The organism is Pseudomonas sp. BN411 (assembly GCF_029871235.1).
Taxonomy (GTDB): Bacteria; Pseudomonadota; Gammaproteobacteria; order Pseudomonadales; family Pseudomonadaceae; genus Metapseudomonas.
In genome coordinates, this window is sequence record NZ_SSOM01000019.1 from 119,120 (window position 1) to 145,644 (window position 26,525).

The following is a 26,525-nucleotide window of genomic DNA, read 5'->3' on the forward strand; positions in this document are numbered from 1 at the left end:
ACGAATCCACCCGCTGTACGGACTTCTCTTCGTAGGGGCGAATGAATTCGCCCCGACAGTTTGTAGGGTGGGCTTTAGCCCACGTTGATCTGCGATGGTGGGCTGAAGCCCACCCTACGGGCTCCAAGGAGCCCCTACACCGGCAAGGTCATATAGAACTGCGCCCCCTGCCCCGGCCGTGAATAGAGGCCGACGCGCCCGCCGTGCAGCTGCACGATCTCCTTGCACAGTGCCAGGCCCAGGCCGGCGCCGCCCTTGCGGTGGCCGACCTGCACGAAGGGTTCGAAGATCCGTGCCTGCTGGCTATAGGGAACGCCGTCGCCGTCGTCCGCCACGCTCACCAGCACCCGTTCGCCGTGACGCCGGGCCTGCAGGCGGATGTTTCCGCCGTCCGGGCTGTGGCGGATGGCGTTGCCCACCAGGTTGTCCAGTGCCCGCTCGATCTGCAGACGGTCCAGGCTCACCCGCGGCAGTGGCGGGTGCAGTTCCAGCTCGATCTCGATGCCGCGTTCGCTGGCCTGGGCGCTGTACCGTTGGCGCAAGGCGCAGAGCAGTTCCTCCAGGTCGCAGGGTTCGCGCTCCAGGGCCTGCACGCCGCTCTGGTAGCGGGAGAAGTCCAGCAGGTCGTTGATCAGTCGCACCAGCCGCTGCATCTCTTCGTCCACGGTGGTCAGCAGGTCGGCCTCGCGGCTATCCGGGTCGAAACGCAGGCGCTCGTTGAGCAGCCCAAAGGCCATCTGCATGCCGGTCACGGGCGTCCGTAGTTCGTGGGAGGCGCGCAGCACGAATTCCTTGCGTACCCGTTCGAAGGCGCGCTCTTCCGTCACGTCGCGCAGCACCATCACGCCTCCCAGCAGACGTCCGTCCTCCAGTGCCACCGGGACCATGCGCCAGCTCAGCAGGCGCTGCTCGGCGTCGGCCATGACCTCCAGGTCCTCGGGCTCCTCCTCCCGAGTGTCGCCGCGCAGTACGCGCTGGGCCTGCTCGTCCAGTTCCGGCCGGCCGAGTGCCTTTGACAGGAGGAGGCCGTGTGGTACCTCTTCCCAGGACAGCTGTCGCTGGGCCACCGGATTCGCGTGCTGGATGCGTCCCTGGCGATCGAGGATCAGCAAGCCGTCATCGATGCTGTCGAGTACCGCCTTCAGGCGCTGTTGCTCGGCCAGCAGTTTTTCCACATTGGTTTCCTTGAGCAGGCGCAGGGCCTCGGCCATCAGGCCGAAGCGGCGGATCAGCGCAGCCATCTCGTTTACCGGCGACAACGGCAGAGTGACCTGGAAATCTCCCCGTCCCACCTGGTCCGCCGCCTTGGCCAGGGCGTCGATGGGGGCGCCGAAGCGGCGGGCGATGCCCTGGGCAGTGATGAAGCCGATCAACAGCACGGCGCCCACGACCAGTCCGAGCAGCCCGGAGATCATCCGGGCACGGTCACGGGTCGCCGTTTCCGCAGCCCTGACGATGGACAAGGCATGGCTCTGCAATTCCGCCATGTTGTCGCGCAGGGCCTCCAGGGCGCGGCCGGGCCCTCTCTGGTCCAGCAGTTTGCTGCGCAGGCTGGCAGGTTGACGCATGACGTCGAGGAAGACCTGGTAGGAGGCCGCGATCTTCTCGAAATGCTGGCGGGATATCGGGTCGGTCGACAGATCCAGGCCTTCCTTCAGTGCCTCCAGGAATTTCTGCTGGCCGTTCAGGAGGGTTGCAGCGTCCACATCCTCGCCCATCAGATTGACCATTTGGTCGCCCAGGTGCTGGCGCATGCGCTGGACAAGCTCGAGGGTCGTGAAGGACTGGTTGATCAGCTGCTCCCGGGAACCGGCGATCTGGGTCACGCTGACCAGCCCCAGCAACAGGCCCACGAGGGCGACGGTGATCAGCGCCGAGATACTAAGAAACAGCCGCGTGCGCAGTCGCATGGCCGTTGCCTCGTTCAGAGGCCGTAGAGCTTGCGCTTTCGGTACAGGGTCGAAGCGTCGATGCCGAGCGTGCGGGCGGCCTGGTCCAGGGTTTCGCTGCTGGCCAGCACTCCGGCGATATGCGCCCGCTCCAGTTCCTCCAGGCTCAGAGGCCCGCCCACTCGCGGTGTATTGGCGGCGGGCGTGTCGCCCAACCCCAGGTGGCTGACGTCCACCACTTCCTGGTTGCAGATGATGCTGGCGCGCTCGATCACATTGCGCAGTTCGCGCACATTGCCCGGCCAGCGGTAACCCTGCAGTGCCGCCGTCGCCTCTTCACTGAAGGCGCGTGCGGGGCGCCCGTAGTCGCCAACGAAGCGGGCCAGGAAGCGCTCGGCGAGGTCGAGGATGTCTTCGTGGCGCTCGCGCAGCGGCGGCAGGCTCAGGGCGATCACATTGATGCGGTAGAGCAGGTCCTCGCGGAAGCGACCGTCGCGGGACATCTCCTCCAGGTCGAGGTTGGTCGCGGCGAGGATGCGCACGTCGGCACGGCGGGTTACCGGGTCGCCCACTCGCTCGTATTCCTTGTCCTGGATGAAGCGCAGCAGCTTGGGTTGCAGGCTCAGGGGGAAATCGCCGATCTCATCGAGGAACAGGGTGCCGCCGTCGGCCTGGCTGACCCGGCCCAGGGTGCTTTCGCTGGCCCCTGTGAAAGCGCCGCGGTTGTGACCGAACAGCTCGCTTTCCATGAGGTCGGCCGACAGCGAGGGGCAGTTGACGGTGACGAAGGATTTCTTCGCCCGCTTGCTCCAGCCGTGGATGGCGCGGGCCAGTTCTCCCTTGCCCGTGCCGGATTCGCCGAGGATGAGAATGTTGGCGTCGGTGCCGGCCACCTGTCGTGCGGTTTCCAGCACCGTCATCATCGACGGGCTCTCGGACGACAGGCCTTCGCCCGCGCGGCGCATCTGGCCCTCCAGGGCTTCCAGGCGCGCGGTGAGCTGGCACATTTCCAGTTGCTTGGCCGCAGCCATGCGCAACTGGTCAGGGCTGCAGGGTTTGACCAGGTAGTCGGCGGCGCCGGCCTGCATGGCGTCCACCGCCGTATCCACGGCCGAATGCGCGGTGACAATCACCACACGCATCCAGGGTGCCTGCACGCGCATCTGTGCCAGTACATCCAGACCGTTGTCCTCGCCCAGGCGCAGGTCGAGGAAGCACAGGTCGAACACCTGTCGTTGCAGGATCGCCTCGGCCTGAGCCGCGCCGCCCGCCGTGGCCACGCTATAGCCCTCATCCTCGAGGCAGTAGCGGAAGGTCCGCAGAATGGCGGCTTCGTCATCCACCAAGAGAATTCGTCCCTGGTTCTCGGTTGCCTGTTCCATGATCTCGCTCCATTTCCGAGTCATAGAAAGTTAGTCCAAGAATTATCGTGCAAGTTGCACGCGCTTTTTCTGCAGGTCTTGCAGCATGCAAGCGTAGGGAGTCTCGGGCTGGACGCTAATGCGCTGATTGATAAGAAAATCCTTCAACTAGAGCGACTGGCACAGGCCTTGCGATATCCCTGGTACCTGAAGGCGCGTCGGTCTTTCTACCTCTTGTGACCGTTGCGCACCCCAGGACCACTCCGCCTGGAACAGGGAGGTTCCGGGCCTTTTGTCAGCGGCGATCCGTTCGGGGAGCAGGACGGGAATCGCCGTTGGGGCTGGCAGGGATGCCGGCGCAAGCGAGTGACTTCAGATGTATTCAGGGCCACGAGTGGTATGGCCGTGCGTCTGTAGTCTCGAGGTCGATCGAACATCCGCCCAAGGGGAGGATTCGAGGATGAAAGGTTTTCAGTGGTGGTCGCCCAGGTGGCTCATGGTGCTGCTGATCGCGCTCGTGGTAGGGCTCGGAATGCTCGCCGACTACCTCCCGCGCGAACGCGTCCAGCCTACGCCGCTGCAGATCCCCGCAGTGGAACAAAGCAGCAGGACGGCGCCGGTTCGTGCTGACGGGCCGTTGCACGAAGTGAGTCAGCCCGTGCAGACCGAGGTCGTTACCCAACTGCGCTGGGTCTTCTGAGTCCGCACAAGGAGCATCGCCATGTGGAGCCTTGCCGTCTTGCTGATCTCTTCGCTGCGCTGCCTCGCCTTGCTGCGCAGCGGCTTCCACAGGTTTGCAACACCCATCGGCGCGGCGCTTTGCGCCGTGACGATCGTCCAGGCGCAGCCGTGCCGAAGGCCGTTGCGCTGAAAACGTCAAAGCAAAAGGAGAAAGGCCATGTTGAGTTGGGCACTTACTTTTCTCGTCATTGCCATCGTTGCTGCCGTGCTGGGGTTTGGCGGCATCGCCGGGACCGCCGCGGGAATCGCGAAGATCCTCTTCATCATCTTCCTGGTGTTGTTCGTGGTGTCTTTCATCATTGGCCGACGAGCACCCTGAGCAGGTTGCGTGGAGAGCCGGAACAAGGACGACGCCTGGGGACTCTATGTGCAGGTACCGGATGGATTGCCGTCCGGTAAGTCGCCCAGTCGACATGCCAGTTTCCGCTGGCTCGGCGAGCCCGATGACGAAGTCCGGCGCACTCTCGACGAGCAATTGAAGGCGGACCCGAACTGGTATTGGAGGTCAGACGGAACAAGGCCCGCTGATGGGCCGAGGGACCAGGGGGCCGGGTTGTTCCGCGTCGTCACGAGCGGCGTGACCCAGGGGCAGAAGGGGTGCCTCCGCAGCCATGCGGGCCAGGTCAGGAGAGCTGCTGCCGGGAGCTGGATGACCTCCAGCTCCCGGTGGGCAGCGGAGAGAGTTTTTCGTCGGGAATGAATGCTTCTTCGACTTTTTGTGGGGGCGATTTCAATCGCTATGCAGTCCGAAGGACTGCTCGACAAGATCCCAGGGGGCAACCCTGTTGCCCTTGGCGAATGAATTCGCCCCCACAGGTTGTTCACCTCCCCCTCATTTCATCTTGCTTACCAAGGTCGCCACATGTGCGCCCTGGAACTTCGCCAGGGCCAGCTCCTTGGCGCTCGGCGTGCGCGAGCCGTCGGCGCCGGCCACGGTGGCCGCGCCATAGGGCGAGCCGCCTCGCAGTTCGCTGATGTCGGAGAGTTCCGGTGCCGAGTACGGCAGCCCGGCTAGCAGCATTCCGTGGTGGGCCAGGGTGTGCCAGAAGGAGGTGATGGTGGTTTCCGAGCCACCGCCGGTCCCGGTGGAGGTGAAGACGCTGCCGATCTTGCCGATCAGCGCCCCTTTCACCCAGAGCCCGCCGGTCTGGTCGAGGAAGCTGCGCATCTGCGCACTCATGTTGCCGAAGCGGGTCGGCGTACCGAACAGGATCGCGTCATAATCCGCCAGCTCCTGCGGGCTGGCCACGGGCGCAGCCTGGTCCAGTTTCGCGCCGGCGTTGCGGGCCACATCCTCGGGCATGGTTTCCGGCACGCGCTTGAGGGTCACTTCCACGCCCGGAACGCTGCGCGCACCTTCGGCGACCGATTCCGCCATGCGTTCGATATGACCGTACATCGAGTAATAGAGCACCAGGACCTTCTTCATCTCAGCTCTCCATCCGATCGAAATTCTGGGACCCGAGCGGGTCGGACCCAGACAGCCTAGATGGTGCTCACGCACTTTGCCGCCGCAGCTTCAAGAGAATTGCCCATGCCGGAATTGCTATTTCGCGGCCTCTGGAACCATCGTTCCATCTGATCTTCGTCATGCCGATTCGGCATAGGGTAGGCGGTTACGGCATTAGACGATCGTTAGCCTCCTATGAATCATGTCGCCCCTTTTGCGGTCCGCCCGGCCATCCCGGACGGTGCCGTGCTCCCGACTTCCACAAGAAATCAGAGGGTGACGACTATGACCAAGGCCAGACTGAGCCTCGCGTGGCAAATTCTCATCGGGCTGGTGCTGGGTATCGCCATTGGCGCCCTGCTCAACCACTTCAGTGCAGAAAAGGCCTGGTGGATCGCCAACGTCCTGCAACCGGCGGGCGACATCTTCATCCGCATGATCAAGATGATCGTCATCCCGATCGTCATCGCTTCGCTGGTCGTCGGCATTGCCGGCGTGGGCGATGCCAAGAAGCTCGGCCGCATCGGCCTGAAGACCATCATCTACTTCGAGATCATCACCACGGTGGCGATCGTGGTCGGCCTGCTGCTGGCCAACTTCTTCCAGCCCGGCTCCGGTATCGACATGAGCACCCTGGGCACGGTGGATATCTCCAAGTACCAGCAGACCGCCCAGGAAGTGCAGCATGACCATGCACTGGTCTCCACCCTGCTGAACCTGATTCCCTCCAACATCTTCGCCGCCGTGGCCCGTGGGGAGATGCTGCCGATCATCTTCTTCTCGGTGATGTTCGGCCTTGGCCTGTCCAGCCTGCCGGGCGAGACTCGCGAGCCCCTGGTGAAGGTGTTCCAGGGCGTGTCCGAGACCATGTTCAAGGTCACCCACATGATCATGGCTTACGCGCCCATCGGTGTTTTCGCGCTGATCGCCGTGACCGTGGCCAACTTCGGCTTCGCCTCCCTGCTGCCGCTGGCCAAGCTGGTGGTGCTGGTCTACTTCGCCATCGCCTTCTTCGCCTTCATGGTGCTGGGCCTGGTAGCCCGCCTGTTCGGCTTCTCCATCATCAAGCTGATGCGCATCTTCAAGGACGAGCTGATCCTCGCCTACTCCACCGCCAGCTCCGAGACCGTGCTGCCGCGCATCATCGAGAAGATGGAAGCCTACGGTGCGCCGCGTGCCATCAGCAGCTTCGTGGTCCCAACCGGCTACTCCTTCAACCTCGATGGTTCGACCCTGTACCAGAGCATCGCCGCGATCTTCATCGCCCAGCTCTATGGCATCGACCTGTCCATTGGCCAACAGCTGCTGCTGGTGCTGACCCTGATGGTCACCTCCAAGGGCATCGCCGGTGTTCCGGGCGTGTCCTTCGTGGTCCTGCTGGCCACCCTGGGCAGCGTCGGCATCCCGCTGGAAGGCCTGGCCTTCATCGCCGGTGTCGACCGCATCATGGACATGGCGCGCACCGCCCTGAACGTGATCGGCAACGCCCTGGCGGTGCTGGTGATCGCCAAGTGGGAAGGCATGTACGACGCCGAGAAGGGCCAGCGCTACCTGGCCTCCCTGCACAGCCTGGGCGGCGGTGAAACGCAGCCCAAGGGCCGTGCGGTCATCGACTGAGATCGCGCCGCGCTGAATGAGAAAGCCCCGACCTGGTCGGGGCTTTTTATTTGGTGACCTGGCTGAAGTCCCAGCCTGGCCAACACACCCTCACCCCCGGCCCCTCTCCCAAGGGGAGAGGGGTGACTCACGCCGGTCAGTTCTAGCACGGACCGCCCCCTCTCCCTCTGGGGTGAAGAGGCACGCTTTCGGAAGCACCGCTTCCGGTGCCGATGAACGCCTGAGCGCGAAGCGATCAGGCTGGGGCGCAGAGCGGGGTTGGGGTGAGGGAAGCGGGATTCGCTCGGACTCAAAGGCAGATTGAATTCGCCGCTGTACGAGCTGCCCCGCTAGAATCCGCCTCACTGATTTCTGGGGGACTGCAAATGCTCAACGGCCTGTGGCTGAGCTTCTTCCTGGTGGCGGCGGTGGCCGCGCTGGTGCGCTGGATCGGGGGGGACCCGGGGGTGTGGGCGGCGATGGTGGAAAGCCTGTTCGCCATGGCCAAGCTCTCGGTGGATGTGATGGTCCTGCTGTTCGGGACCCTGACCCTGTGGCTGGGCTTCCTGCGCATTGCCGAGAAGGCCGGCCTGGTGGATATCCTCGCGCGCCTGCTCGGCCCATTGTTCGCCCGCCTGATGCCGGAGGTTCCGCGGGGGCACCACGCCCTCGGCCTGGTCACCCTGAGCTTCACCGCCAACGGCCTGGGCCTGGACAACGCGGCCACACCCATCGGCCTCAAGGCGATGAAGGCGCTGCAGGAGCTGAACCCCAGCAGTACCTCGGCGAGCAATGCCCAGGTGCTGTTCATGGTGATGAACGCCTCCTCCTTCGTGCTGCTGCCGGTGACCATTTTCATGTACCGCGCCCAGGCCGGTGCGACCGATCCGGCCCTGGTGTTCCTGCCGATCCTCCTGGCCAACGCGATTTCCACCATGACGGCGCTACTGTCGGTGGCCTTCATGCAGCGGATCAAGCTGACCGACCCGGTCCTGCTCGCGTGGTTCGGCGGCGCTGCGCTGCTGCTCGGCGGGTTCATGGCGGTGCTGGCCGGCCTGTCGGCGACCGCGTTGACGGCGCTGTCCTCGTTGCTCGGCAACCTGACCCTGTTCGCCCTGATCCTCTGCTTCCTGCTGATGGGGGCGCTGAAGAAGGTGCCGATCTACGAGACCTTCGTGGAAGGCGCGAAGGAAGGCTTCGATGTGGCGAAGAACCTCCTGCCCTATCTGGTCGCGATGCTGTGTGCCGTGGGTGCCCTGCGCGCCTCGGGAGCCCTGGACCAGTTGCTCGACGTTATCCGCTGGGCGGTGGAAGGCCTGGGGCTGGACAGCCGCTTCGTCGAGGCGCTGCCCACCGGCCTGGTCAAGCCCTTCTCCGGTAGCGCCGCGCGGGCCATGTTGATCGAGACGATCCAGTCCCAGGGCGTCGACAGCTTCCCTGCGCTGGTGGCCGCCACCATGCAGGGCAGCACCGAGACCACCTTCTACGTGCTGGCGGTGTATTTCGGCTCTGTGGGCATCCAGCGTGCCCGCCACGCCGTGGGCTGCGCCCTGCTGGCGGACCTGTCCGGTGTGCTGGCTTCCATCGGCGTCTGCTACTGGTTCTTTGGCTGACCGGTGGGTTACCGCTGGCGGTGACGCTTTGTGTAGGAGCGAGCTTGCTCGCGAAAGACCGCGCTCGGACCGTTCGCGAGCAAGCTCGCTCCTACAAGTTTGGTGCTCAATGCGGTTTGGGTGGCAACTCGGACGGCGTGACCTTGAAGCGCAGGGTGCCGATCATCTGCCCCGCCTCGGTCAGCACCTGAACCTGCCAGCGCCCCACCGGGTTGCTGGGGAAATTCTGCTTGTGGGTCCAGGCGCGGTAGCCGGCCTCACGGCCGCCGTGGATGCCCAGGGCGATGCGGTCCACTTCGCGGCCATTGAAGCGCCACACGTGGTAGATGCGCTCGTTCAACCCGCGCGGCGCATTGATCGCGGTGTAGGCATAGAGCCCCTTACTGCGTAGTTCGGCGGCGCTGACTTCTTCCACGCCATCGCCCGGCGTGCGCTGGTGGTTATCCAGGTCCGGTGTCACCGCCACTTCGGTGAGCCAGAGGGTCGCTGGCGGCACCCAGACTCGCGTCACCCAGCCCAGCCCGCCCAGGGCCAGGATCAGTACCGCCAGGCCCAGCACCCGCCACCAGCGCTGCCCACGGAACACCCCGAGCAGGCTGACGAAGGACAGCGCGACGGCGGTGCCCAGCGCCCAGCGGTAGCTCTGCGCGGTGGTCTGCTGGAGGATCAGCGGCAGCGCGGCCAACAGCACGGCGAACAGCGTCAGCGTGTGATAGGCCAGGAACAGCCAGCGGCGCGGCGCCAGGTGGCGGTTGTAGATCGGGTCGGTGATCGAGCACAGCGCCGCCACACCCAATAGCCCGGTGAACAGGGCCTGGCCGCTGTTCCAGCTGGTGGTGATGGCGAAGAACGGCAGCACGAAGAACAGGCTTTCCTGGTGGATCAGCTGGGTCAGGAAACGCATCAAGGGTGGCGGCAGTTCGATGCCGAAGAGGCGCTCGACGCTGCGTCGGAACAGGTTCTCCAGCATCAGCCAGACCCAGCTCACCAGCAGCAGGATGGCGATCACCTTGGCCACCCGTGCGCCCCGCTCCACCAGGAAGAAGCTCGCCATGCCGGAGCAGAAGCCGTAGAGGGCGATCAGCCGTGGATGGCGTTGCAGCAGCTCGATGAGCTTGAGCACTTGCGGTTTAAAGGTGGACAGCAGCATCGGTCGCGACTGGGCTGTGGGCGAAGGCGCGCAGGATACTGCCCACCGGGGGCCCTGAGAAGGCGCGCCGGACGGCCTGCGGCTCAGCCCAGCAGCAGGCGCATCTTCTGCGGCTGGTCGGCGCGGCCGTTGGGCAGGGTCACCGGCGGCAGGTCCGCCAGCCAGCGAAAGGCGAAGCGCTCGTAGAGGCGGATGGCGGTCGCGTTGGACTTCAGCACCGTAAGCTCCACCCGACGCATGTCCAGCTGGCGGCAATGTTCGAGCGCCGCCTCCATCAGATTGCCGCCCAGGCCCCGGTTGCGATGGGCCTTCCTCACCTGCATGCCGAGCACGCCGAAGTCTTCCCCGGAGCCATCTTCCATGCGGCAGAAGCTGGCGGGGAAAACCTCGATGGACCCCACCAGGTCGCTTTCGACTTCGGCGACGAACTGCGGCAGATCCAGCGGCAGCGAGCGCAGCAGCATCGCCCGCATCTGCGCGATGGGCGGCGCCTCGGCCCGCAGCAGGAACTCACCCTCGGCGCAGACTTCGGCGAAGAGGCGATGCAAGGCTTCGATATCGCTGATGCGCAGCTTCCTGATCGACATGGGCGTCCTGCTCCGAGGAAATGCTGGCACTCTCGCCCAGGGCTCGTTGTCTGGCAATGCTTCAACCGTGCCGGTGGCGCCTCTCCCAGAATTGCTGGGCCAGCGCCTGCAGGTCCGCCGCCAGCTCCGCCACCCGGTGGGCGCTGTGCTGGCTGTGGCCACTGCTTTCGGCATTGCTGTCGGCGGCGATGCGGATGCTCGCCAGGCTGTGCTGGATTTCCTCACTGGCGGCGCTCTGCTGCTCCACCGCGCTGGCGATCTGCAGGCTCATGCTGCTGATTTCGCTGACCTGGCCATTGATCCGGGCCAGGGAATCGCTGGCGCGCAATGCCTGTTGCAGGCTTTCGGAAGCCTGCCGGCAACTTTGCTGCATCGCTTCCACGGCATCGCCGGCGCCCTGCTGGAGTCTGGCGATCAGTGTGTGGATTTCTTCCGTGGAGTGCCGGGTCCGCGAAGCCAGGGCACGTACCTCGTCGGCGACCACCGCGAATCCCCGGCCGGACTCGCCCGCGCGGGCCGCTTCGATCGCGGCGTTCAACGCCAACAGGTTGGTCTGTTCGGCAATGCTGCGGATCACCTCCAGGATCTGGCTGATATCGCCACTGTGGCTACGCAGTGCCTGCACGGTGCTACTGGCCTGGCGAACCTCTTCTTCGAGGCTGGCGATGTGCAGGCGGGTGGCATCCACTTCCTCCCGGCCAGCGCTCGCGGCTGCGTCGGTCTGGTCGGCGGCGGTGGCGCCTTGCTGGGCGCTGCGCGCCACTTCCTGGACGCTGCAGGCCATCTGCTCAATGGCACTGGCGACATGCTCGGTATCCAGCTGCTGGCGGAGGGTCGCCTCGCTGGTGCTGGCCACCGACGACGCCAGGTGGCTGGCATGGCCCGCGAGCTGCCGGGCGGATTCAGCGATACGCCCGACCACGGCGCCCGCCTCGGCCTCCAGCATGCGCATGGCGAAGTCGAGTTCGCCGAATTCGTCGGTCCGGCCGCAATAGAGCCACTGGCCGATAGGGTTGTCGGCGATGCGCCTGGCCTTGCCCAACAGTGCGTTCAGGGGACGCAGCTGCCAGTGGATCCAGGCACCACAGGCCCCCAGGCTGGCGAGGGCGGCAGGAACCTCGGCGAAGGGCAGCATGCTGTCGAGTACAAGGGCGAGGCCAAGGCCGGAGAGGCCGGCGGCGCCGCAACCTGCCAGCAGGCGTGCACGCAGGCCCAGGAGCGGACGCCGCAGGGCACCTGGCAGGCGCCCTTCCCGCAGGTTCGCGTAGAGCCGTTCCGCCGCCGCGGCCCGGGCGGGTTCGGGACGGGTCCGCACCGACTGGTATTCCACCACCTTGCCGTCCCGCACCACTGGCGTGACATAGGCACTGACCCAGTAGTGGTCGCCGTTCTTGCAGCGGTTCTTCACCAGCCCCATCCAGCTGCGGCCACCCTTGAGGGTCTGCCAGAGATGGGCGAAGGCTTGCGGCGGCATGTCCGGGTGACGCACCAGGTTGTGGCTGCGCCCCAGCAGTTCGTCGCGGTCGAAGCCGCTGATGGCCAGGAAGTCGTCGTTGACGTGGGTGATGACCCCTTTAAGGTCCGTGGTGGAGAGGATGTTGGCATTGGCGTCGAACTCGACCGCCCGGCCGCTGACCGGCAAGTTGATCTTCATCGGCTGCTCCCCTGGCTATCTTCGCGGGTCCTGGTGGCCGGACCCGGCAGGCATCCTTCGCCCTCGAACCCTTCCTCGCCCAGCAACAGCGGTTCGAGCATGTCCGGCGGCCGTGGGCGGCTGAACCAGTACCCCTGCGCGTAGCGACAGTCCTGGCCAAGCAGGAAATCCAGGTGCGCCGGGTCTTCGACGCCCTCGGCCACCACTTCCAGGCCGAGGCTGCGGCCCAGGCCGATGATGGCTCGGGAGATGGCGTTCAGTTCGGGGTCGTCTGGCGCGCCGCCGATGAAGCTGCGATCCACCTTGAGGATCTGCAGCGGAAAGCGCTTGAGGTAGCCGAGGGAGGAATAGCCGGTGCCGAAGTCGTCCAGGGCCAGGCGGACCCCGAGCACGGCCAGTTCGCGCAGGCACGCCAGGGTCTCGGCGCTGTCCTGCATCAGCAGGCTCTCGGTGATCTCCAGCACCAGGCTGGTAGGACGCAGCCCGCTCTCGCGCAGGATGGCCGTGACCCGCTGGGCGAACCCCGGCTGCAGCAGCTGTCGGCTGGAGAGATTCACCGAGCAACTGAGGTCCTCCTGGCCGACCAGTTGCCAACGGCGGGTCTGCCGGCAGGCTTCCCGCAGCACCCAGTCGCCGACCGCGATGATCTCGCCGGATTCCTCCAGCGCGGGAATGAACTGCAATGGTGATTCCAGCCGGCCATTCCGGCGCCAGCGCAGCAGGGCCTCGACTGCGGTGACCTGCGGCCGGCTGCCATCGATGCGGCAGATCGGCTGGTAATGCAGTTCGAACTCGTCGCGAGCCAGCGCGTGGGCCAGGGCGTTGTGCAGGTCGAGACGCTTCTGGGCTGCGGCCTGCAGTTCGGTGCTGTAGCGGGCGAACTGGGCCTTGCCGGCTTCCTTGGCGCGGTACAGGGCCAGGTCGGCGGCCTGGAGGGTGTCCACCGCCTGCCCCTCGGCCAGCAGCCCGGTAATGCCGATGCTGGCGCTGACCGCCAGGCTGTGGTCGTCCAGGTGCAGGGGTTGGTGCAGGCTGTCGAGCATGCGTTGGGCGACCTGTTCGGCGTCGGCCAGGCAGGCCAGGTCGTCCAGCAGCACCACGAACTCGTCGCCGCCGAAACGCACCAGGTGGTCCCCCGGACGCAGGCAGCGGGTAAGGCGCTGGCTCACCTCCACCAGCACGCGGTCACCCATGGCGTGGCCCAGGCTGTCGTTGATCAGCTTGAAGCGGTCGAGGTCGATGAACAGCAGCCCGGCGTCCCTTGCTCCGGGACGCTGGCGGCGTTGCAGTGCCTGTTGCAGCAACTCGTCCAGGCGCAGGCGGTTGGCCAGGCCGGTCAGGGGATCGTGGCGGGCGGCGTGGCGCAGTTGCTGTTCGGAAAGCTTGCGCTGGCTGATGTCGGTCTGCGAGCCGGCCATGCGCCCTTCTTCCGCCACGCCGCGCACCAGTACCCAGAGGTAGGCGCCGTCGCGACGGCGGATACGGTACTCGTGATTCAGCCAGGGTGTGTCGCCGCGCAGGTGGGCATCCACCGCCTGGCGCAGGCCCGGCAGATCGTCCGGATGAACCCGGCCAAACCAGCTGGAGCTGCCCTCGCCCAGGCTGTCGCGGCCCAGGCCAAGCATCGCTGCCCAGCGTTCGGAAAGGTAGATCCGGTCCGTTTCCAGGTCCCAGTCCCAGAGGCCGTCGTTGGCCCCGCGCAGCGCCCGGGCAAAACGCGCTTCGCTGTCCTCCAGGGCCTGGCGTTGTGCGCTGCTGTAAGTGTCGATGGCCAGTGCCATGTCGAAGAACACCGCCTTCAGCAGGCTGGCATAGACGGACTGGTCCGTGCCTTCGCCCAGCAGTGCGCCGAGCATGTGGTCCAGGTACAGGCGGTAGGCGCCCAGGTACCACTTGAGGTCGACCCCCACGTGCTGGTGCACCAGGCCAACGCGCAACCGGTCGAGCACATAGCCACGGTCGTAGGGGCCACGCCAGAGCCGCTGGTAGTAGTCGAGCTGGCTGTGCTTGAGGCGTTTAAGGGTGACCGGATCGTGGAGGATGCCGGCGATGGGCTCGAACTGCGCCAGGTGGTCGTACAGGCGTTCGACGAAGGCCTGGTGGCAGTCGTCCAGACTCGCTCCCCGGCTGGCCAGGTGCGCCGCGTCCTTGTCCTGCCAGTCCAGGTAGCGGCAGCGCATCGTGACTTCCGCACGTGACAGGCCGATGCGGCCGAGCATTCCCTCGAGTTGTCGTTCCAGGCCCATGCATCCTCCCTTGGATGTTTTCTGCGGGCATAAAAAAAGCGCCGTGATCGACATCCCCCGGAGGAGATGCCGATCACGGCGCTTTGTCTTGCAGGCCCCTTGCGTCCTGCCCGGCAAAGCCGGCTTCCGCATTGGCGGAACCTTGCGGCCCCGTTTTTACCTCAGTCGTCGGGAGGCGGCAACTCCCCCAGTGCCTGTTCGAGTCGTTTGCGCAGGCGGCCCAGCTCACTGGAACGGAAGGCGTGGCGGGTGCGGTCCAGTACCTCCACCGCCTCGCCCAGCAGGGCATGCACACGACCGGCATGGTTCAGCGGCGCGTCCTTCAGCCAGCGGCACAGCGGGGCCTTCGAGCAGTCGCTGCTGGTGGTCAGCACGGTGCACTCCAGGGCGTTGTACGTCAGCAGCTGGCGCGCCTGGTCGGCGAGCACACGGTCATCGCTGATCAGCAACAGGGGTGGGAGGATGCGGGGCATGGCGGATTAGTCTGATATCAATTGGCCATCGACTTTATCCGCGTGCCTGTGGACAAATATTGATCCGCATCAGTTGTCGCGATTGGCCACTCGCGCTGGCGATGTCGGCCACTGTCGCTCCCGGGGCGGACGACTAAGCTGCTCTGGCCTTGCGCCCGCGAGCGGCGACAGAAGAACAACAAGAGAACCCATCGATGAACTACGACAGTAGTCAGCAACTGATACTCGGGCTGGTGCTCGCCGCGCTGATCTTCGGCGTGGCGCTGGAGCTGCGCCTGGCCCACTTCCTCCTGGTCCTGCGACGGCCCCTGCCGGCACTGCTCGGGCTGCTCTGCCAGTGCCTGCTGCTGCCCTGGCTGACCTTCGTGGCCACCCTCTTCCTCGACCTGCGCCCCGGCCTTGAGCTGGGCATGCTGCTGGTGGCCGCCTGCCCCGGCGGCAACCTGTCCAACGTCATCACCCACCTGGCACGGGGCAATACGGCGTTGTCGGTGAGCGTCACCAGCCTGTCGAGCCTGCTGGCGATCCTCAGCCTCCCGCTGAACTTTGCCGCCACCGCCAGCCTCAACCCGGACACCGCCGCCTTCCTGCATGGGCAGATGAGCAGCCTGGACGTGGACGCCAGCGGCATCATCGGCGGCCTGGCGGTGCTGCTAGTACTGCCACTGCTGGCCGGCATGGCGGCGGGCAACCTGGCGCCGGCCTTCAGCGCCCGCGTGCTGCCCTGGTTCAAGCGCTTCTCGCTGCTTGCCTTCGGCCTCTTCCTGGTGGTGGCGGCAGCGGGCAACTGGCAACTGCTGGTGGCCAACGCCGGGCTGGTGCTGCTGGTGGTGGTTGGACACAACGCCGGCGCTCTGCTGCTGGGCTGGAGCGCGTCGCGCCTGGCCGGGCTCGCCGATGCGGACCGCCGCGCCCTGACCATCGAGGTCGGCATGCAGAACTCCGGGCTGGCCCTGGGGCTGATCCTCACCCAGTTCGGCGGCCAGGTGGACATGGCCCTGGTGGCCGGCTTCTGGGGGCTCTGGCACATCGTTTCCGGCCTGGTGCTGGTGGCTGTCTGGCGGCGCAATCCGCCGCGCGGCAAGGAGGAACTCTCGTGCGCGTCCTGATCACCGGCGCTGCCGGCTTCATCGGCCAGCAACTGCTGCGCGACCTGGCCCTGCGCCACCCGGACTGGACCCTGGTGGCCGCGGACATCCGCCCGCTGAGCCATCAGGGGCTCAAAGCCAATATCGAACCGGTGTCGCTGGACATCAGCTTGCCCCGCGAAGTGGCCACTTGTGTTCAGCGCTGGAAGCCCGACGCCATCGTGCACCTGGCCTCCGTGGTGACCCCGCCACGGGGCATGAGTGAGGCACGCCTGCACGCCATCGACGTCGGCGGCACCCGCGCTGTGCTGGATGCGGCAGTTGCCGAGGGCGTCAGTCAACTGATCGTTACCAGCTCGGGCGCTGCCTACGGCTATTACCCGGAGAACGCCGAGTGGATTGACGAGCAGCACCCGCTGCGCGGCCATGAACGCTTCGCCTACGCCCGGCACAAGCGCGAGGTGGAACTGCTGCTGGCCGACGCGCGCAAGCGTCATCCGCAACTGCGTCAGCTGGTGCTGCGCCCCGGCACCATCCTGGGCGAGCAGGTGAATAACCAGATCACCGAACTGTTCCAGAAGCGCTCGGTGCTGGGCATCAAGGGGCATGACAGCCGCTTCGTGTTCATCTGGGACCAGGACGTGGTGGCGATCATCCGCGAAGGCCTGGAGCGCGGCGCCGAAGGCATCTACAACCTGGCCGGCGACGGCGCGCTGAGCATGGCCGAGATCGCCGGCATCCTCGGCAAGCCCTATCGACCACTGCCTGCGGGCTTGCTGCGTGCCGCCCTGGCCCTGCTCAAGCCCTTGGGCCTGACCCAGTACGGCCCGGAACAATTGGACTTCCTGCGTTACCGCCCGGTGCTGGACAACCGCCGCCTGAAGGACGAGTTCGGCTATCGGCCGCAGTATTCGAGCCGTGAGGCGTTCCTGGCGTTTCTCAAAGCGCGTGGAATAGCGTCGAAGCTGAGCTGAATCCTTGTAGGGGCGAATTCATTCGCCAAGGGATGCGCAGCGTCCCCCTGTTTATCCTCAGGGCCGCCCTTCGGGCTGCTTGGCGAATGAATTCGCCCCTACGAAGAGCAAGAGAAGCTCAATCCCGATGCTGCTGCCGGTACTCCCCCGGCGTCAGCCCGGTCCACTGGCGGAAGGCGCGGAAGAACACGCTGGGCTCGGAATAACCCAGCAGCACGGCGATATCGGCAATCGGCAGGCGGCCCTCCTCCAGATGGCGCTCGGCCAGGTGGCGGCGGGTGTCGTTGAGCAATTGCTGATAGCTACTGTCTTCTTCCGCCAGACGCCGTTGCAAGGTCCGTTCGCTGATGCCGAGGGCCGTAGCCAGGGCGCCGCGATCGGGTTCGCCACGGGCCAGCTGGGCGCCGAGCAGCGCGACGACCCGCGCCCGCAATCCTTCGCTGGGCAGGCGCGCCAGCAGCGCTTCGGCGTGCTGGCGCAGCACCGCCTGCAGCGGCGGGTTGGACTGCTTCAGCGGCGCCGTGCGCAAGGCCATGGGCAGCACCAGGGCGTAATCCTCAGCCTCGAACTGCAATGGGCAGGCGAAACACTGCTGGTAGAGGCTGGTATCCGCGGGCGCGGCGTGCACGAAGCAGGCCTTGAGCAGACGCAGGTCCGCCAGCAGCGGACGCATCAGCTCCAGCCAGAACGCCATCAGCGCCAGCACCCGCGCACGGGTCGCCGGCAGCGTCGGGTGCAGCGGGCGGTACAGGGTCCAGAGTTCATCGCCGCGCACTTCCAGGGCCAGGCTGCCGCCCTCGCCCACCAGCCGCTGGTAGCGCAGCTCGGCCTCCAGGGCTTCGCCCAGGGTCGGGCTGCTTTGCAGCAGGTAGCCGAGCACACTGAACTGTCCGGGCGCCAGGGCGCGGCCGATGGCGAGGCCCGGTTCGGGATGCGCCAGGCGGCTGTGGATGGTTCCCCAGAGCGCTTCCTGGGTGCTGAAGGGGATGCGCGCGTCCGGGTCGGCGAGGCGGCTTTCATCAAGGCTGCTGGCGCGCAGCAGTTCATCTCGGGCGAGGCCGAGCTGGGTGGCTGCGTGCAGGACGGCCTGGGTCAGACTGGCGCTGACCGAGGCGCTGGAAGGGTCATGAGGCGTCATGCCCGGATTCTGCCCAAGCGGCCCGCACGCTGTGAAGAGTGCGGTTCAGCGATGTGAGCCGATCTCCGGCTCGAAGAAGCGTGAGGGCGCGACAGACACGTGCTCGTCCTCCACCACATCGGGGGCGTCCGGGTTATCCAGCACCGCGTAGGCGATGGCACAGAACAGCGAGTTGAGACGCTTCATGTCACCGATCAGGCCCAGGTGCAGGGCGCTGGTCTCGATGCTCTGCACCACCTGCTGGTGCAGCCGCGAGACGTGGGCGTGGGCAAAGCGCCGTTCGAGGATGCGAAAGCGCTGCTTGGCGCGGCGCAGGCGCTTGGCGTTTTCCAGGTCGCCATTGAGGAACACCGAGAGGGCCAGGTGCAGGTTCTCCACCAACTGGTCGTGGAGACTGACGATCTCTCCCAGGCCCTCATCGGAGAAGGCCCTGCCCTGGGCGTTGTTCTTGCTCTGCACGTCGTCGAGCATGCGCTCGATGATGTCCCCGGCCTGCTCCAGGTTGATGGTCAGCTCGATGATTTCCGCCCAGCGCCGGCTGTCGCGCTCACCCAGGTCCTCGCGGGGCATGCGCGCCAGGTAGAGCTTGATGGCGGTGTAGAGGGCGTCGATGTCGTCGTCGAGGCGGTGGATGTCCTTGCCCAGCAGCGGGTCGCCGCCGCGCAGCAGGTGCAGCAGGTTGTTCAGCATCTGCTCGACGATATCGCCCATGCGCAGGGTCTCGCGCACGGCGTTGGCCAGCGCCAGGCTGGGGGTTTCCAGGTCGGCGGGGTCGAGGTGGCGCGGCTTGGCCACATCGTCGGGCTGCGGGCGGTCTGGCAGCAGCCAGTCGCAGAAGCGCGCCATCGGCACCGTCAGCGGCAGGCAGAGGGTGCAGCGCACGCTGTTGTAGAGCAGGTGGAAGGCGATCACCAGTTCGGCGGTGGAGATCGGCCAGTTGTCGATCCAGTTCGCCAGCGGCCCTACCAGAGGCAGCACCAGGATGCAGCCGGCCAGCTTGAACAGCAGGCTGCCAAGGGCCACGCGGCGCCCGGCCGGGTTCTGCAGGGTGCTGCTGAGCAGGGCGAGGACGCCGCTGCCGAGGTTGGCGCCGATCACCAGGCAGAGCGCCACCTTGAGGGAAATCACCTTGGAGGCCGCCAGCGTGGCGGTGAGCAGCACGGCCGCCAGGCTGGAGTACGAGACCATGGCGAACAGCGCGCCGGTCAGGGCGTCCAGCAGCACGTCGCCGGTCAGCGAGGAGAACAGCACCTTCACCCCCTTGGCGGTGGTGATGGGTTCGGCGGCGGCGATGATCAGCTGCAGGGCGAGGATGATCAGCCCCAGGCCGATGCCGACGCGCCCCAACTGCCCCAGGCGGGTCTGCTTGCGGGAGAGAAAGAAGATCACCCCGAAGAAGATCAACAGCGGCGACAGCCAGGACAGGTCGAGGGTGAGCACCCGGGCCATCAGCGCCGTGCCGACGTCGGCGCCGAGCATGATCGCCAGCGCCGGCGCCAGCAGCATCAGGCCCTGGGCGACGAAGGAGCTGACCAGCAGTGCGGTGGCGTTGCTGCTTTGCACCAGGGCGGTGACGCCGATACCCGAGGCGAAGGCCAGGGGCCGGCGGCGTACGCTGCGGCTGAGCAGGCGGCGCAGGTTGGAGCCGTACACGCGAAGAATGCCCGTTCGCACGATGTGCGTGCCCCAGATGAGCAGGGCGACGGCCGAGAGGAGATTGAGCAAGGTCAGCATGGTGGCCCTCCTGGCGATCTCGAAGGCCGCTGTATCCGTGGGCGGGAGAACAGCGGCCCAGGCAGGCGAGTTGCAACAAGATTGTCATCGTTGGACCGTCCCGGCCCTGACTGATTACCGCTGCGTGCCTGACTTTTTCTTCACCTGCTGACAAGTAAAGCCCGTCTCTTGGGTTTGTGCTCGTTGCCGATCAATAAGTTGGCGCAAAAAGCTGAGGTGGTTTCCGCATGGGTTTTCCCGATCCCGTGGCGCGTGCTGGGGCGACGGTCGTCCGGCGCACCCTACCCACAAACAAAAAGCCCGGCATCCGCCGGGCTTTGAGGTTTTGCAGGCTGCGATCAGCTGATGCGCTGGGCTTGCAGCAGACGGTCGGCACCGCCTTCGGCGATGCGGTTGGCACCGGTACGGTCGGCACCGCTTTCGGCGACGCGGTTGGCGCCGGTGCGGTCGGAACCACCTTCAGCCACGCGGTCCAGGACCATGAAGCTGCCTTCGGCGGCAACCGGGTCGATGACCTGGAGGGTGGTGCCTTCCTTCGCTTCACCCAGCACCGGCTGGTAGGCGGCCGGCAGGGCAAAGGCGGAAGTGCTCAGGGCGGCGATGAACAGGGCAGCGAAGGCTTGGGTTTTCATGATCTTTGGCTCCGTGCAGGGGGGAGGAAACTTCTTCTGGAGCCCATGTTACGGATAGGGTTCTGATTAAAAAGTGATCACTCGGCATAGAGAACATCAACGCTGTTGATGTGAGTGCCGGGCCTTTCGAATCAATGAGTTGGCGTGCTCCGGTGCTTGCGCCCAAATAAAAAACGGGGCCATTCGGCCCCGTTCTTCATTGCTTCGGCTTACTGCCCAGGAATGTCCTTGCGCAGTTTCACCGGGTCTTCCTTGCGACCGCGAGCGATGCGCATGCGGATGTTGAGCGCCTCCACGGCCAGGGAGAAGGCCATGGCGAAGTAGACATAACCCTTCGGTACGTGGACTTCGAAGGACTCGGCGATCAGCACGGTACCGACCACTACCAGGAAGGCCAGGGCCAGCATCTTCAGGCTCGGGTGCTTGTCGATGAAGTCGCTGATGGTGCCGGCGGCCAGCATCATCACCAGTACGGCGACGATGATCGCAGCGACCATCACCGGCACATGGGAAACCATGCCGACGGCGGTGATCACCGAGTCCAGCGAGAACACGATGTCGATGATGGCGATCTGGATGATGGTGCCGATGAAGTTGCGCGCCGCGCCGTCGGACGCTGCTTCGGACTCATCTTCGCCTTCCAGGCTGTGGTACATCTCGGTGGTGCTCTTCCACAGCAGGAACAGGCCGCCGAAGAAGAGGATCAGGTCACGGCCGGAGATGCCCTGGCCGAACAGTTCGAACAGGTCGTTGGTGAGCCGCATGATCCAGGTGATGGAGAGCAGCAGCAGGATGCGGGTGATCATCGCCAGCGCCAGGCCGAAGAAGCGGGTGCGCGCCTGCATGTGCGGCGGCATGCGGCCCACGAGGATGGCGATCATGATGATGTTGTCGATGCCGAGGACGATTTCCAGGGCGGTCAGGGTGAAGAAGGCGACCCAGATTTCCGGGCTGGTCAGCCATTCCATGATGCGTTGATCCTCACAAGTTTCTTGGTCTAGGGATGGAACACGAACAAGCCGGAAAGAGCTTACGCAGTTTCCGGCTTGAGCGAATGTCAGTTAGCGACTGTCAGTGTGATCCGAAGAGCGGGAACACACCCAGCAGCAAGGCGGCGACGAGGATACACAGACAAATCATCACCGCCCACTTCAACGTGAAGCGCTGGTGGTCGCCGAACTCCACTTTGGCCAGGCCCACCAGCAGGTAGGTGGAGGGTACCAGCGGGCTCAGCAGATGCACCGGCTGGCCTACGATAGACGCCCGCGCCATCTCCACCGGACTGATGCCGTAATGGCTCGCAGCCTCGGCCAGAACCGGTAACACGCCGTAATAAAAAGCGTCGTTGGACATGAAGAAGGTGAACGGCATGCTCACGACCGCGGTGATCACTGCCATGTAAGGACCCATGGACGGCGGGATGACCGCCAGCAGGCTCTTGGACATGGCTTCCACCATGCCGGTGCCGGACAGGATTCCGGTGAAAATGCCCGCGGCGAAGATCAGGCCGACCACCGCCAGCACGTTGCCGGCATGGGCCGCGACCCGTTCCTTCTGCTGCTGCAGGCAGGGGTAGTTGATGATCATGGCCAGGCTGAAGGCGATCATGAACAGCACCGGCAGCGGCAGCAGCCCGGCGATCAGGGTCACCATCAGGGCGGCGGTCAGCGCGCCGTTCACCCACAGCAGCTTGGGACGGCGGGCCTCCGGGTACTGCGACACGCTGATTTCGTCGTGATTGATCTGGTCATCCGGCAGGTGCAGCACGCCGAGGCGGGCGCGCTCGCGTTTGCCGTAGGCCCAGGCGAGGCCGAACAGGGCGATGGCGCCGACGATCATGGCCGGAATCATCGGTACGAAGATGTCCGACGGGTCCACGTGCAGGGCGCTCGCGGCGCGGGCGGTAGGGCCGCCCCAGGGGGTCATGTTCATGATGCCGCCGGCGAGGATGATCAGCCCGGCCATGATCAGCGGGCTCATGCCCAGGCGGCTGTAAAGCGGCAGCAGGGCGGCAACGCAGATCATGTAGGTGGTGGCGCCGTCACCGTCGAGGGAGACGATCAGCGCCAGGGCGGCCGTGCCCATCGAGACTTTCAGCGGGTCACCTTTCACCAGCTTGAGGATCTTGCGCACGGCCGGGTCGAACAGGCCGGAGTCGATCATCAGGGCGAAGTAGAGGATGGCGAACATCAGCATCACGCCGGTGGGGGCGAGCTTGCCGATGCCTTCCAGCATCATCGGGCCGATACCCGCGGCGAAGCCGCCGATCAGGGCGAAGACGATGGGGACGATGATCAGGGCGATCAGGGCAGACAGGCGCTTGGTCATGATCAGGTACATGAAGCAGATGACCATGGCGAAGCCGAGCAGAGTCAGCATGGCGGTTCTCCGGACGTGATTCGGGTGGGGCGGGAGGAAATCAGCGCGGGGCCGAAGGCGTGCGGAGGACGGGCGGAGGAGTGCCGGGCAGGCAGCGGGAGCAGAGCATGTCGATCACCAATCTTGTTGTTTTCGGGTTACCGGTCTGGTGCCGGTAGTGGGGCGGATGCTAAGCCCGCAACCTTTCAGCCAGCTTTCGGCGGTGATCGGTGCCGATTACGTGGCTATTTGTCGACGAACGGCGCCAGGCCGCCATGGCTTCAGATGGCCAGCGTGCGCATCACCAGCAGCAGGCTTCCGGCGGCGAGCAGGGTCTGCAGGGTGATGATGCCGGCCATCAGGTGGCTGTCGCCGCCGAGCTGGCGGGTCAGCACATAGGCCGTGGGCGCGGTGGGCAGGGCGAAGAACAGCACCAGGATGCTGCTTTCCATGGCCGGCAGGCCGAGCACGCGGGCGACCAGAAAGGCGAGGGCGGGCATGGCCAGCAGGCGCAGGGCGCAGTTCCAGGCGAGGGCTGGAACCTCGCCAGCCAGTTCCTGGGGACGTAGCGCGGCGCCGACGCAGAGCAGGCCCAGCGGCAGGCTGGCCACTGCCAGCAGGTTGAGCAGGCGGTCGGTGCCGCCGGGCAGGCCGATGCCGGCCAGGTTGACCAGGGCGCCGGCCAGGCAGGCGAGGATCAGCGGGTTCTTCGCCACCGGCAGCAGCAGGCCGCGCAGGTTTACGCCGCGCTCGGCGGTCAGGGCCCAGACCGACATCAGGTTCACCGTCGGCACCATCAGGGCCAGCATCAGCGCCGCAATGGCCAGGCCATCCGTGCCAAAGAGGCTGCCGATGGCGGCCAGGCCCAGGTAGGTGTTGAAGCGCAGGATGCCCTGGGTGATGGCGCCGAAGCGCGCGGCCGGCCAGTTCAGCAGGCGTCGTGCGAGCAGCAGGGCGGCCCAGCCGATGCCGAGGCCCAGGAACACCGCCAGGGCCAGGCGGGGTAGCGCCGGGTTGTGCAGCGGTGCGGTGGCCAGGCTGCTGAAGAGCAGGGCGGGGAACAGGATGAAGTAGTTCAGGCGCTCGGCGGCGGGCCAGAAGGCTTCGCCGGGGAAGTCCCAGCGGCGCAGCAGGTAGCCGCCGATGATCAGGGCGAAGAGGGGCCAGAGGGCCTGGAAGAGGGTGAGCACAGCGACATCCAGTCAGCGGGAAGCCTTCATCTTCGGTATGCCGACGGCCCTGCGCAACCGCCTGCTAGCGTTATTCAGGACCCAGCGAACGGAGACTGCCATGACCGAACTGCACACCGGCGGCTGCCACTGTGGGCAGCTGCGCTACACCGTCGAGGCGCCCTTGACCGATGTTGCCCACTGCCATTGCTCGATCTGTCGGCGGACCACCGGCGGCATCGTCACCACCTGGGCCACGGTACCCCTGGCGAGCTTCCGCTGGACCGCCGGCACGCCGGCCGAATACGCCTCGTCCGCCAATTGCATCCGCTACTTCTGCGCGAACTGCGGCAGCCAGTTGGCGTTCTTCACCCAGCTTGCCCCGGACACCCTGGACCTGACGGTGGCCACCCTGGACCGGCCCGAAACCGCTCCGCCGGACCGGCATATCTGGGTGAAGAGCCGCCTGCCATGGCTGCACCTGGACCCGCAGTTGCCGGAGGAGGATGAGGAGCAGCTGTGAGTCGGGACCGCGTAGGGTGCGCTGCGCGCACCGAAATCTCCGCACGGGGTGCCGGTGCGCATGGCGCACCCTACGCACTGGCGGGCCTTTCGTAGATTGGGTAGAGCTCCGCGAAACCCAACGGCCCCGAGTGCGGAATCGTTGGGCTTCGCTTCGCTCTGCACCAACCTACGGAGAGCACATGGCGTGCTTTACGGAAGGACCAACCCGCCGGACTGCTTGTGCAACTGGCGCAGGTGCGTGCCAATGGCCTTGAGGTTGGCTTCGGTGGCATTCAGCTCGGCCATGCGCTGGGGTTCCAGCAAGCTGCGGACTTCGCGGTCGAGGTCGTCGTTGAGCTTGCGCATGGTCTGCTGGCGGCTGCTGCTTTCGGCTTCCAGGCGTTGCCACTCGGCGCTTTGCGGCAGGCCGTAGCCGCCTTGCAGCATTTCCGCCGGGCGGCTGAGGAAACCGCTGTTGGCGAGCATCTGTTCCAGGGTGCCGCCGGCCTTGGCGAAACGGGTCTGCCCGGCCTGTTCGCGGGAGTTGAGGTAGTTTCGCTTGAGCTCGTCCTGGGCCAGCAACAGCTGGCGACGCTGGGCGGCTTGTTCCAGCAGGAGCAGGGCGGCGCTGGCGCGCAGGTCAGCCTTGTCGAACCAGGGGCGGCGTTGTTCGGCGGGCAGTTCCAGCCAGTCTTCCACTTGTTCCTGCGGCACGTTCAGGCGCTCGCGGAGGATCTTGAACATGGCCTGGTAACGGTCGCGGAAGGAGTCGAAGCGATAGCCCAGACGCAGGGCTTCCTTGGGATCTTCCAGGGGCGCGGGGTCGGCCACGCCGCGGCCTTCCAGCAGCTTCAGGAGGCCGTTGGGCATGATGCTATCGAGGTCGCGCAGGGCCGGGTGGTCGGTGCCGCTGCGCAATAGCTTGAGCGTTTCCACGGCGCAGTTGTTGGAGAGGAACCAGTAGTCGCCGTCGTAGCTCCAGTGCATCTCGGCGGCGTGTTCCACCAGGGTTTCCACTTCCTCTCGGCTGAGCTTGAGCGGCACCGAAGCCAGGCTGCGCAGCTCGACCTTGGTGTATTCCTCGATCACCTGGTGCAGCGGCAGCACGAACAGGCGCGACGGATAGGCACCCGTGAGGCCGTCCCAGCTTGAGAGCTGTACGTCGCCGACGAAGGCGCGGTAGGACAGCACCAGGTGCTGGTCGAGGTCGAGGCGGCAGTCCGGCCCGCGCGGGCGGCCCGGAGCGCAGATCACCAGGCGCAGCATGCTGTGGCCCCAGCGGCTCACCCAGTTCTGGTTGGCTTCGGCGAACAGGTAATCCACCTCGTAGACGCGCTCGGGGTCGAGCTTGCCCAGGGGCTGCTTGCCGAAGTCGCGACCGGCGTTGAGATAGGCGTAACCGTCATTGCAGGTGCCCTGCCGTTCCGGCGCCCAGCCGAAGTGTTCGCGGTAGTAGCGGTAGAGCGCCGGACGACGGCAGCCATAGGTCGGGTCGAGGAGGAAGTACTCCATGTTCACCGCGACGAATTCGCGGGGGTTCGACAGCTCGTAGATATCCGGGCTGCGCGCCACCTGGTGGTTGTCCTGCTCGCGCTGGCCGCGCTTGCCGACGTACTGCGGCCAGCCGGCGAGGTCGAGCAGGCGCGGGTCGTCGCTCAGGGTGAAACGGCGTTCGGTCTGCCCGCGGCAGTCGCCGGGCAGACCCACCAGGCCGTTGCTGCCAGCCTGGTTGCGGCAGCGGAACTGTTGCGTCTTCTCGGCGGCGGACCAGAGGCGCGCGCGGTCGTAGAGGTGGGTCAGTTCGTGGAGCACGGTGGCGAGCAGTTCGCGACGCACCGTGCCGTGCACGCGATTGGTCTTCTGGGTCGCCGCGCTGCCGTCGGTGAGGCTCGCCAGCAGGTTTCGATTGAGCACCAGGGCATCGAAGCGGGTGGCACGACCGTAGCCGTTCTCCGGCAGGTCATCGCTCCAGCTCACTTCCACTTCCCGATCCAGGCGCTGGATGAAGGTCGGCGGCAGGGCCGCAAGGGCCTCGTCCAGCAATTGCTGGCTGGCCTGACGCTGGGCTGCGGTCAGCCCTTCGTCATCCAGTGCCAGGCGCAACTCGGCCTGGGCGCTGCCTGCCAGTAACAGACCGCCCAGGCAGATTCGGCGAAACCAGATGTTCA

Annotated in this window: 23 protein-coding genes and 1 pseudogene; 9 read left to right on the forward strand and 15 right to left on the reverse strand. The window is 65.9% G+C overall.

The window, feature by feature from the left end; translation table 11 throughout:
- Nucleotides 1-134: 134 nt before the first annotated feature.
- Nucleotides 135-1,910 (reverse strand): KinB sensor domain-containing domain, encoded by a 1,776-nt coding sequence (locus E8F06_RS01445; RefSeq protein ID WP_280363497.1) that lies wholly within the window; start codon nucleotides 1,908-1,910, stop codon nucleotides 135-137.
- 14 nt (nucleotides 1,911-1,924) lie between these two features.
- Nucleotides 1,925-3,271: a sigma-54-dependent response regulator transcription factor AlgB gene (gene algB / locus E8F06_RS01450; RefSeq protein WP_280363500.1), complete on the reverse strand. Its 1,347-nt coding sequence runs from the start codon at nucleotides 3,269-3,271 to the stop codon at nucleotides 1,925-1,927.
- A gap of 475 nt (nucleotides 3,272-3,746) precedes the next feature.
- On the opposite strand from algB, the gene E8F06_RS01455 reads away from it, so the two are divergent.
- From E8F06_RS01455 to E8F06_RS01470, 4 genes and pseudogenes are all read left to right on the forward strand, one after another.
- The gene (locus tag E8F06_RS01455; protein WP_280363502.1) at nucleotides 3,747-3,950 is read left to right on the forward strand and encodes a hypothetical protein; all 204 of its coding nucleotides are present in this window, start codon (nucleotides 3,747-3,749) and stop codon (nucleotides 3,948-3,950) included.
- Between the two features lie 21 nt (nucleotides 3,951-3,971).
- Nucleotides 3,972-4,121: a hypothetical protein gene (locus tag E8F06_RS01460; RefSeq protein ID WP_280363505.1), complete on the forward strand. Its 150-nt coding sequence runs from the start codon at nucleotides 3,972-3,974 to the stop codon at nucleotides 4,119-4,121.
- Nucleotides 4,122-4,148: 27 nt separating this feature from the next.
- Complete coding sequence (locus E8F06_RS01465) at nucleotides 4,149-4,310, forward strand: DUF1328 domain-containing protein (protein ID WP_190828893.1); 162 nt, start codon at nucleotides 4,149-4,151, stop codon at nucleotides 4,308-4,310.
- Between the two features lie 21 nt (nucleotides 4,311-4,331).
- A pseudogene (locus E8F06_RS01470) lies at nucleotides 4,332-4,490 on the forward strand (Ivy family c-type lysozyme inhibitor); the annotation flags it as partial.
- Between the two features lie 333 nt (nucleotides 4,491-4,823).
- Here E8F06_RS01470 and wrbA read toward each other — a convergent pair.
- Nucleotides 4,824-5,420 (reverse strand): NAD(P)H:quinone oxidoreductase, encoded by a 597-nt coding sequence (wrbA, locus tag E8F06_RS01475; protein WP_280363507.1) that lies wholly within the window; start codon nucleotides 5,418-5,420, stop codon nucleotides 4,824-4,826.
- A 306-nt stretch (nucleotides 5,421-5,726) separates the two neighbouring features.
- On the opposite strand from wrbA, the gene gltP reads away from it, so the two are divergent.
- Nucleotides 5,727-7,058, forward strand: coding sequence for a glutamate/aspartate:proton symporter GltP (gene gltP / locus E8F06_RS01480; RefSeq protein ID WP_280363508.1), 1,332 nt, complete (start codon nucleotides 5,727-5,729; stop codon nucleotides 7,056-7,058).
- Nucleotides 7,059-7,423: 365 nt separating this feature from the next.
- Complete coding sequence (locus E8F06_RS01485; protein ID WP_280363510.1) at nucleotides 7,424-8,650, forward strand: spore maturation protein; 1,227 nt, start codon at nucleotides 7,424-7,426, stop codon at nucleotides 8,648-8,650.
- A gap of 106 nt (nucleotides 8,651-8,756) precedes the next feature.
- Here the strand turns inward: E8F06_RS01485 and E8F06_RS01490 are convergent, their stop codons facing one another.
- The 5 genes from E8F06_RS01490 to E8F06_RS01510 form a co-directional block, all read right to left on the reverse strand.
- Nucleotides 8,757-9,800, reverse strand: coding sequence for a DUF5924 family protein (locus tag E8F06_RS01490; protein ID WP_280363513.1), 1,044 nt, complete (start codon nucleotides 9,798-9,800; stop codon nucleotides 8,757-8,759).
- A gap of 83 nt (nucleotides 9,801-9,883) precedes the next feature.
- On the reverse strand, nucleotides 9,884-10,387 hold the full coding sequence (locus E8F06_RS01495) for a GNAT family N-acetyltransferase (RefSeq protein WP_280363515.1): 504 nt from the start codon (nucleotides 10,385-10,387) through the stop codon (nucleotides 9,884-9,886).
- A 61-nt stretch (nucleotides 10,388-10,448) separates the two neighbouring features.
- The gene (locus E8F06_RS01500; protein ID WP_280363518.1) at nucleotides 10,449-12,041 is read right to left on the reverse strand and encodes a PAS domain-containing methyl-accepting chemotaxis protein; all 1,593 of its coding nucleotides are present in this window, start codon (nucleotides 12,039-12,041) and stop codon (nucleotides 10,449-10,451) included.
- On the reverse strand, nucleotides 12,038-14,287 hold the full coding sequence (locus E8F06_RS01505; protein WP_280363521.1) for an EAL domain-containing protein: 2,250 nt from the start codon (nucleotides 14,285-14,287) through the stop codon (nucleotides 12,038-12,040). Before E8F06_RS01505 ends, E8F06_RS01500 begins: the two co-directional genes overlap by 4 nt.
- Nucleotides 14,288-14,448: 161 nt before the next feature.
- Complete coding sequence (locus E8F06_RS01510) at nucleotides 14,449-14,760, reverse strand: hypothetical protein (protein WP_280363524.1); 312 nt, start codon at nucleotides 14,758-14,760, stop codon at nucleotides 14,449-14,451.
- Nucleotides 14,761-14,954: 194 nt separating this feature from the next.
- On the opposite strand from E8F06_RS01510, the gene E8F06_RS01515 reads away from it, so the two are divergent.
- Together E8F06_RS01515 and E8F06_RS01520 are read left to right on the forward strand one after the other, a co-directional pair.
- Nucleotides 14,955-15,869, forward strand: coding sequence for a bile acid:sodium symporter (locus E8F06_RS01515; protein ID WP_280363526.1), 915 nt, complete (start codon nucleotides 14,955-14,957; stop codon nucleotides 15,867-15,869).
- Nucleotides 15,857-16,822 carry an NAD-dependent epimerase/dehydratase family protein gene (locus E8F06_RS01520; protein WP_280363529.1) on the forward strand — a complete coding sequence of 322 codons (966 nt, stop codon included), beginning with the start codon at nucleotides 15,857-15,859 and terminating at the stop codon, nucleotides 16,820-16,822. Before E8F06_RS01515 ends, E8F06_RS01520 begins: the two co-directional genes overlap by 13 nt.
- 118 nt (nucleotides 16,823-16,940) lie before the next feature.
- On the opposite strand, the gene E8F06_RS01525 is transcribed toward E8F06_RS01520, so the two are convergent.
- The 6 genes from E8F06_RS01525 to E8F06_RS01550 form a co-directional block, all read right to left on the reverse strand.
- On the reverse strand, nucleotides 16,941-17,960 hold the full coding sequence (locus E8F06_RS01525; RefSeq protein WP_280363531.1) for an AraC family transcriptional regulator: 1,020 nt from the start codon (nucleotides 17,958-17,960) through the stop codon (nucleotides 16,941-16,943).
- Between the two features lie 45 nt (nucleotides 17,961-18,005).
- A complete protein-coding gene (locus E8F06_RS01530; protein ID WP_280363534.1) occupies nucleotides 18,006-19,694 on the reverse strand; it encodes a Na/Pi cotransporter family protein in 1,689 nt (562 codons plus the stop codon).
- Between the two features lie 338 nt (nucleotides 19,695-20,032).
- Complete coding sequence (locus E8F06_RS01535; protein ID WP_280363538.1) at nucleotides 20,033-20,326, reverse strand: phage infection protein; 294 nt, start codon at nucleotides 20,324-20,326, stop codon at nucleotides 20,033-20,035.
- 209 nt (nucleotides 20,327-20,535) lie between these two features.
- Nucleotides 20,536-21,294 (reverse strand): TerC family protein, encoded by a 759-nt coding sequence (locus E8F06_RS01540; RefSeq protein ID WP_280363540.1) that lies wholly within the window; start codon nucleotides 21,292-21,294, stop codon nucleotides 20,536-20,538.
- 103 nt (nucleotides 21,295-21,397) lie between these two features.
- Complete coding sequence (locus tag E8F06_RS01545; protein ID WP_280363543.1) at nucleotides 21,398-22,705, reverse strand: CitMHS family transporter; 1,308 nt, start codon at nucleotides 22,703-22,705, stop codon at nucleotides 21,398-21,400.
- 260 nt (nucleotides 22,706-22,965) lie between these two features.
- A complete protein-coding gene (locus tag E8F06_RS01550) occupies nucleotides 22,966-23,886 on the reverse strand; it encodes an AEC family transporter (protein WP_280363568.1) in 921 nt (306 codons plus the stop codon).
- 88 nt (nucleotides 23,887-23,974) lie between these two features.
- Here E8F06_RS01550 and E8F06_RS01555 point away from each other — a divergent pair, with 88 nt between their 5' ends.
- Nucleotides 23,975-24,376 carry a GFA family protein gene (locus E8F06_RS01555; RefSeq protein ID WP_280363545.1) on the forward strand — a complete coding sequence of 134 codons (402 nt, stop codon included), beginning with the start codon at nucleotides 23,975-23,977 and terminating at the stop codon, nucleotides 24,374-24,376.
- A gap of 191 nt (nucleotides 24,377-24,567) precedes the next feature.
- On the opposite strand, the gene E8F06_RS01560 is transcribed toward E8F06_RS01555, so the two are convergent.
- Entirely contained in the window at nucleotides 24,568-26,499 is a 1,932-nt protein-coding gene (locus tag E8F06_RS01560; RefSeq protein ID WP_280363571.1) for a DUF4105 domain-containing protein, read from the reverse strand.
- Between the last annotated feature and the right edge of the window lie 26 nt (nucleotides 26,500-26,525).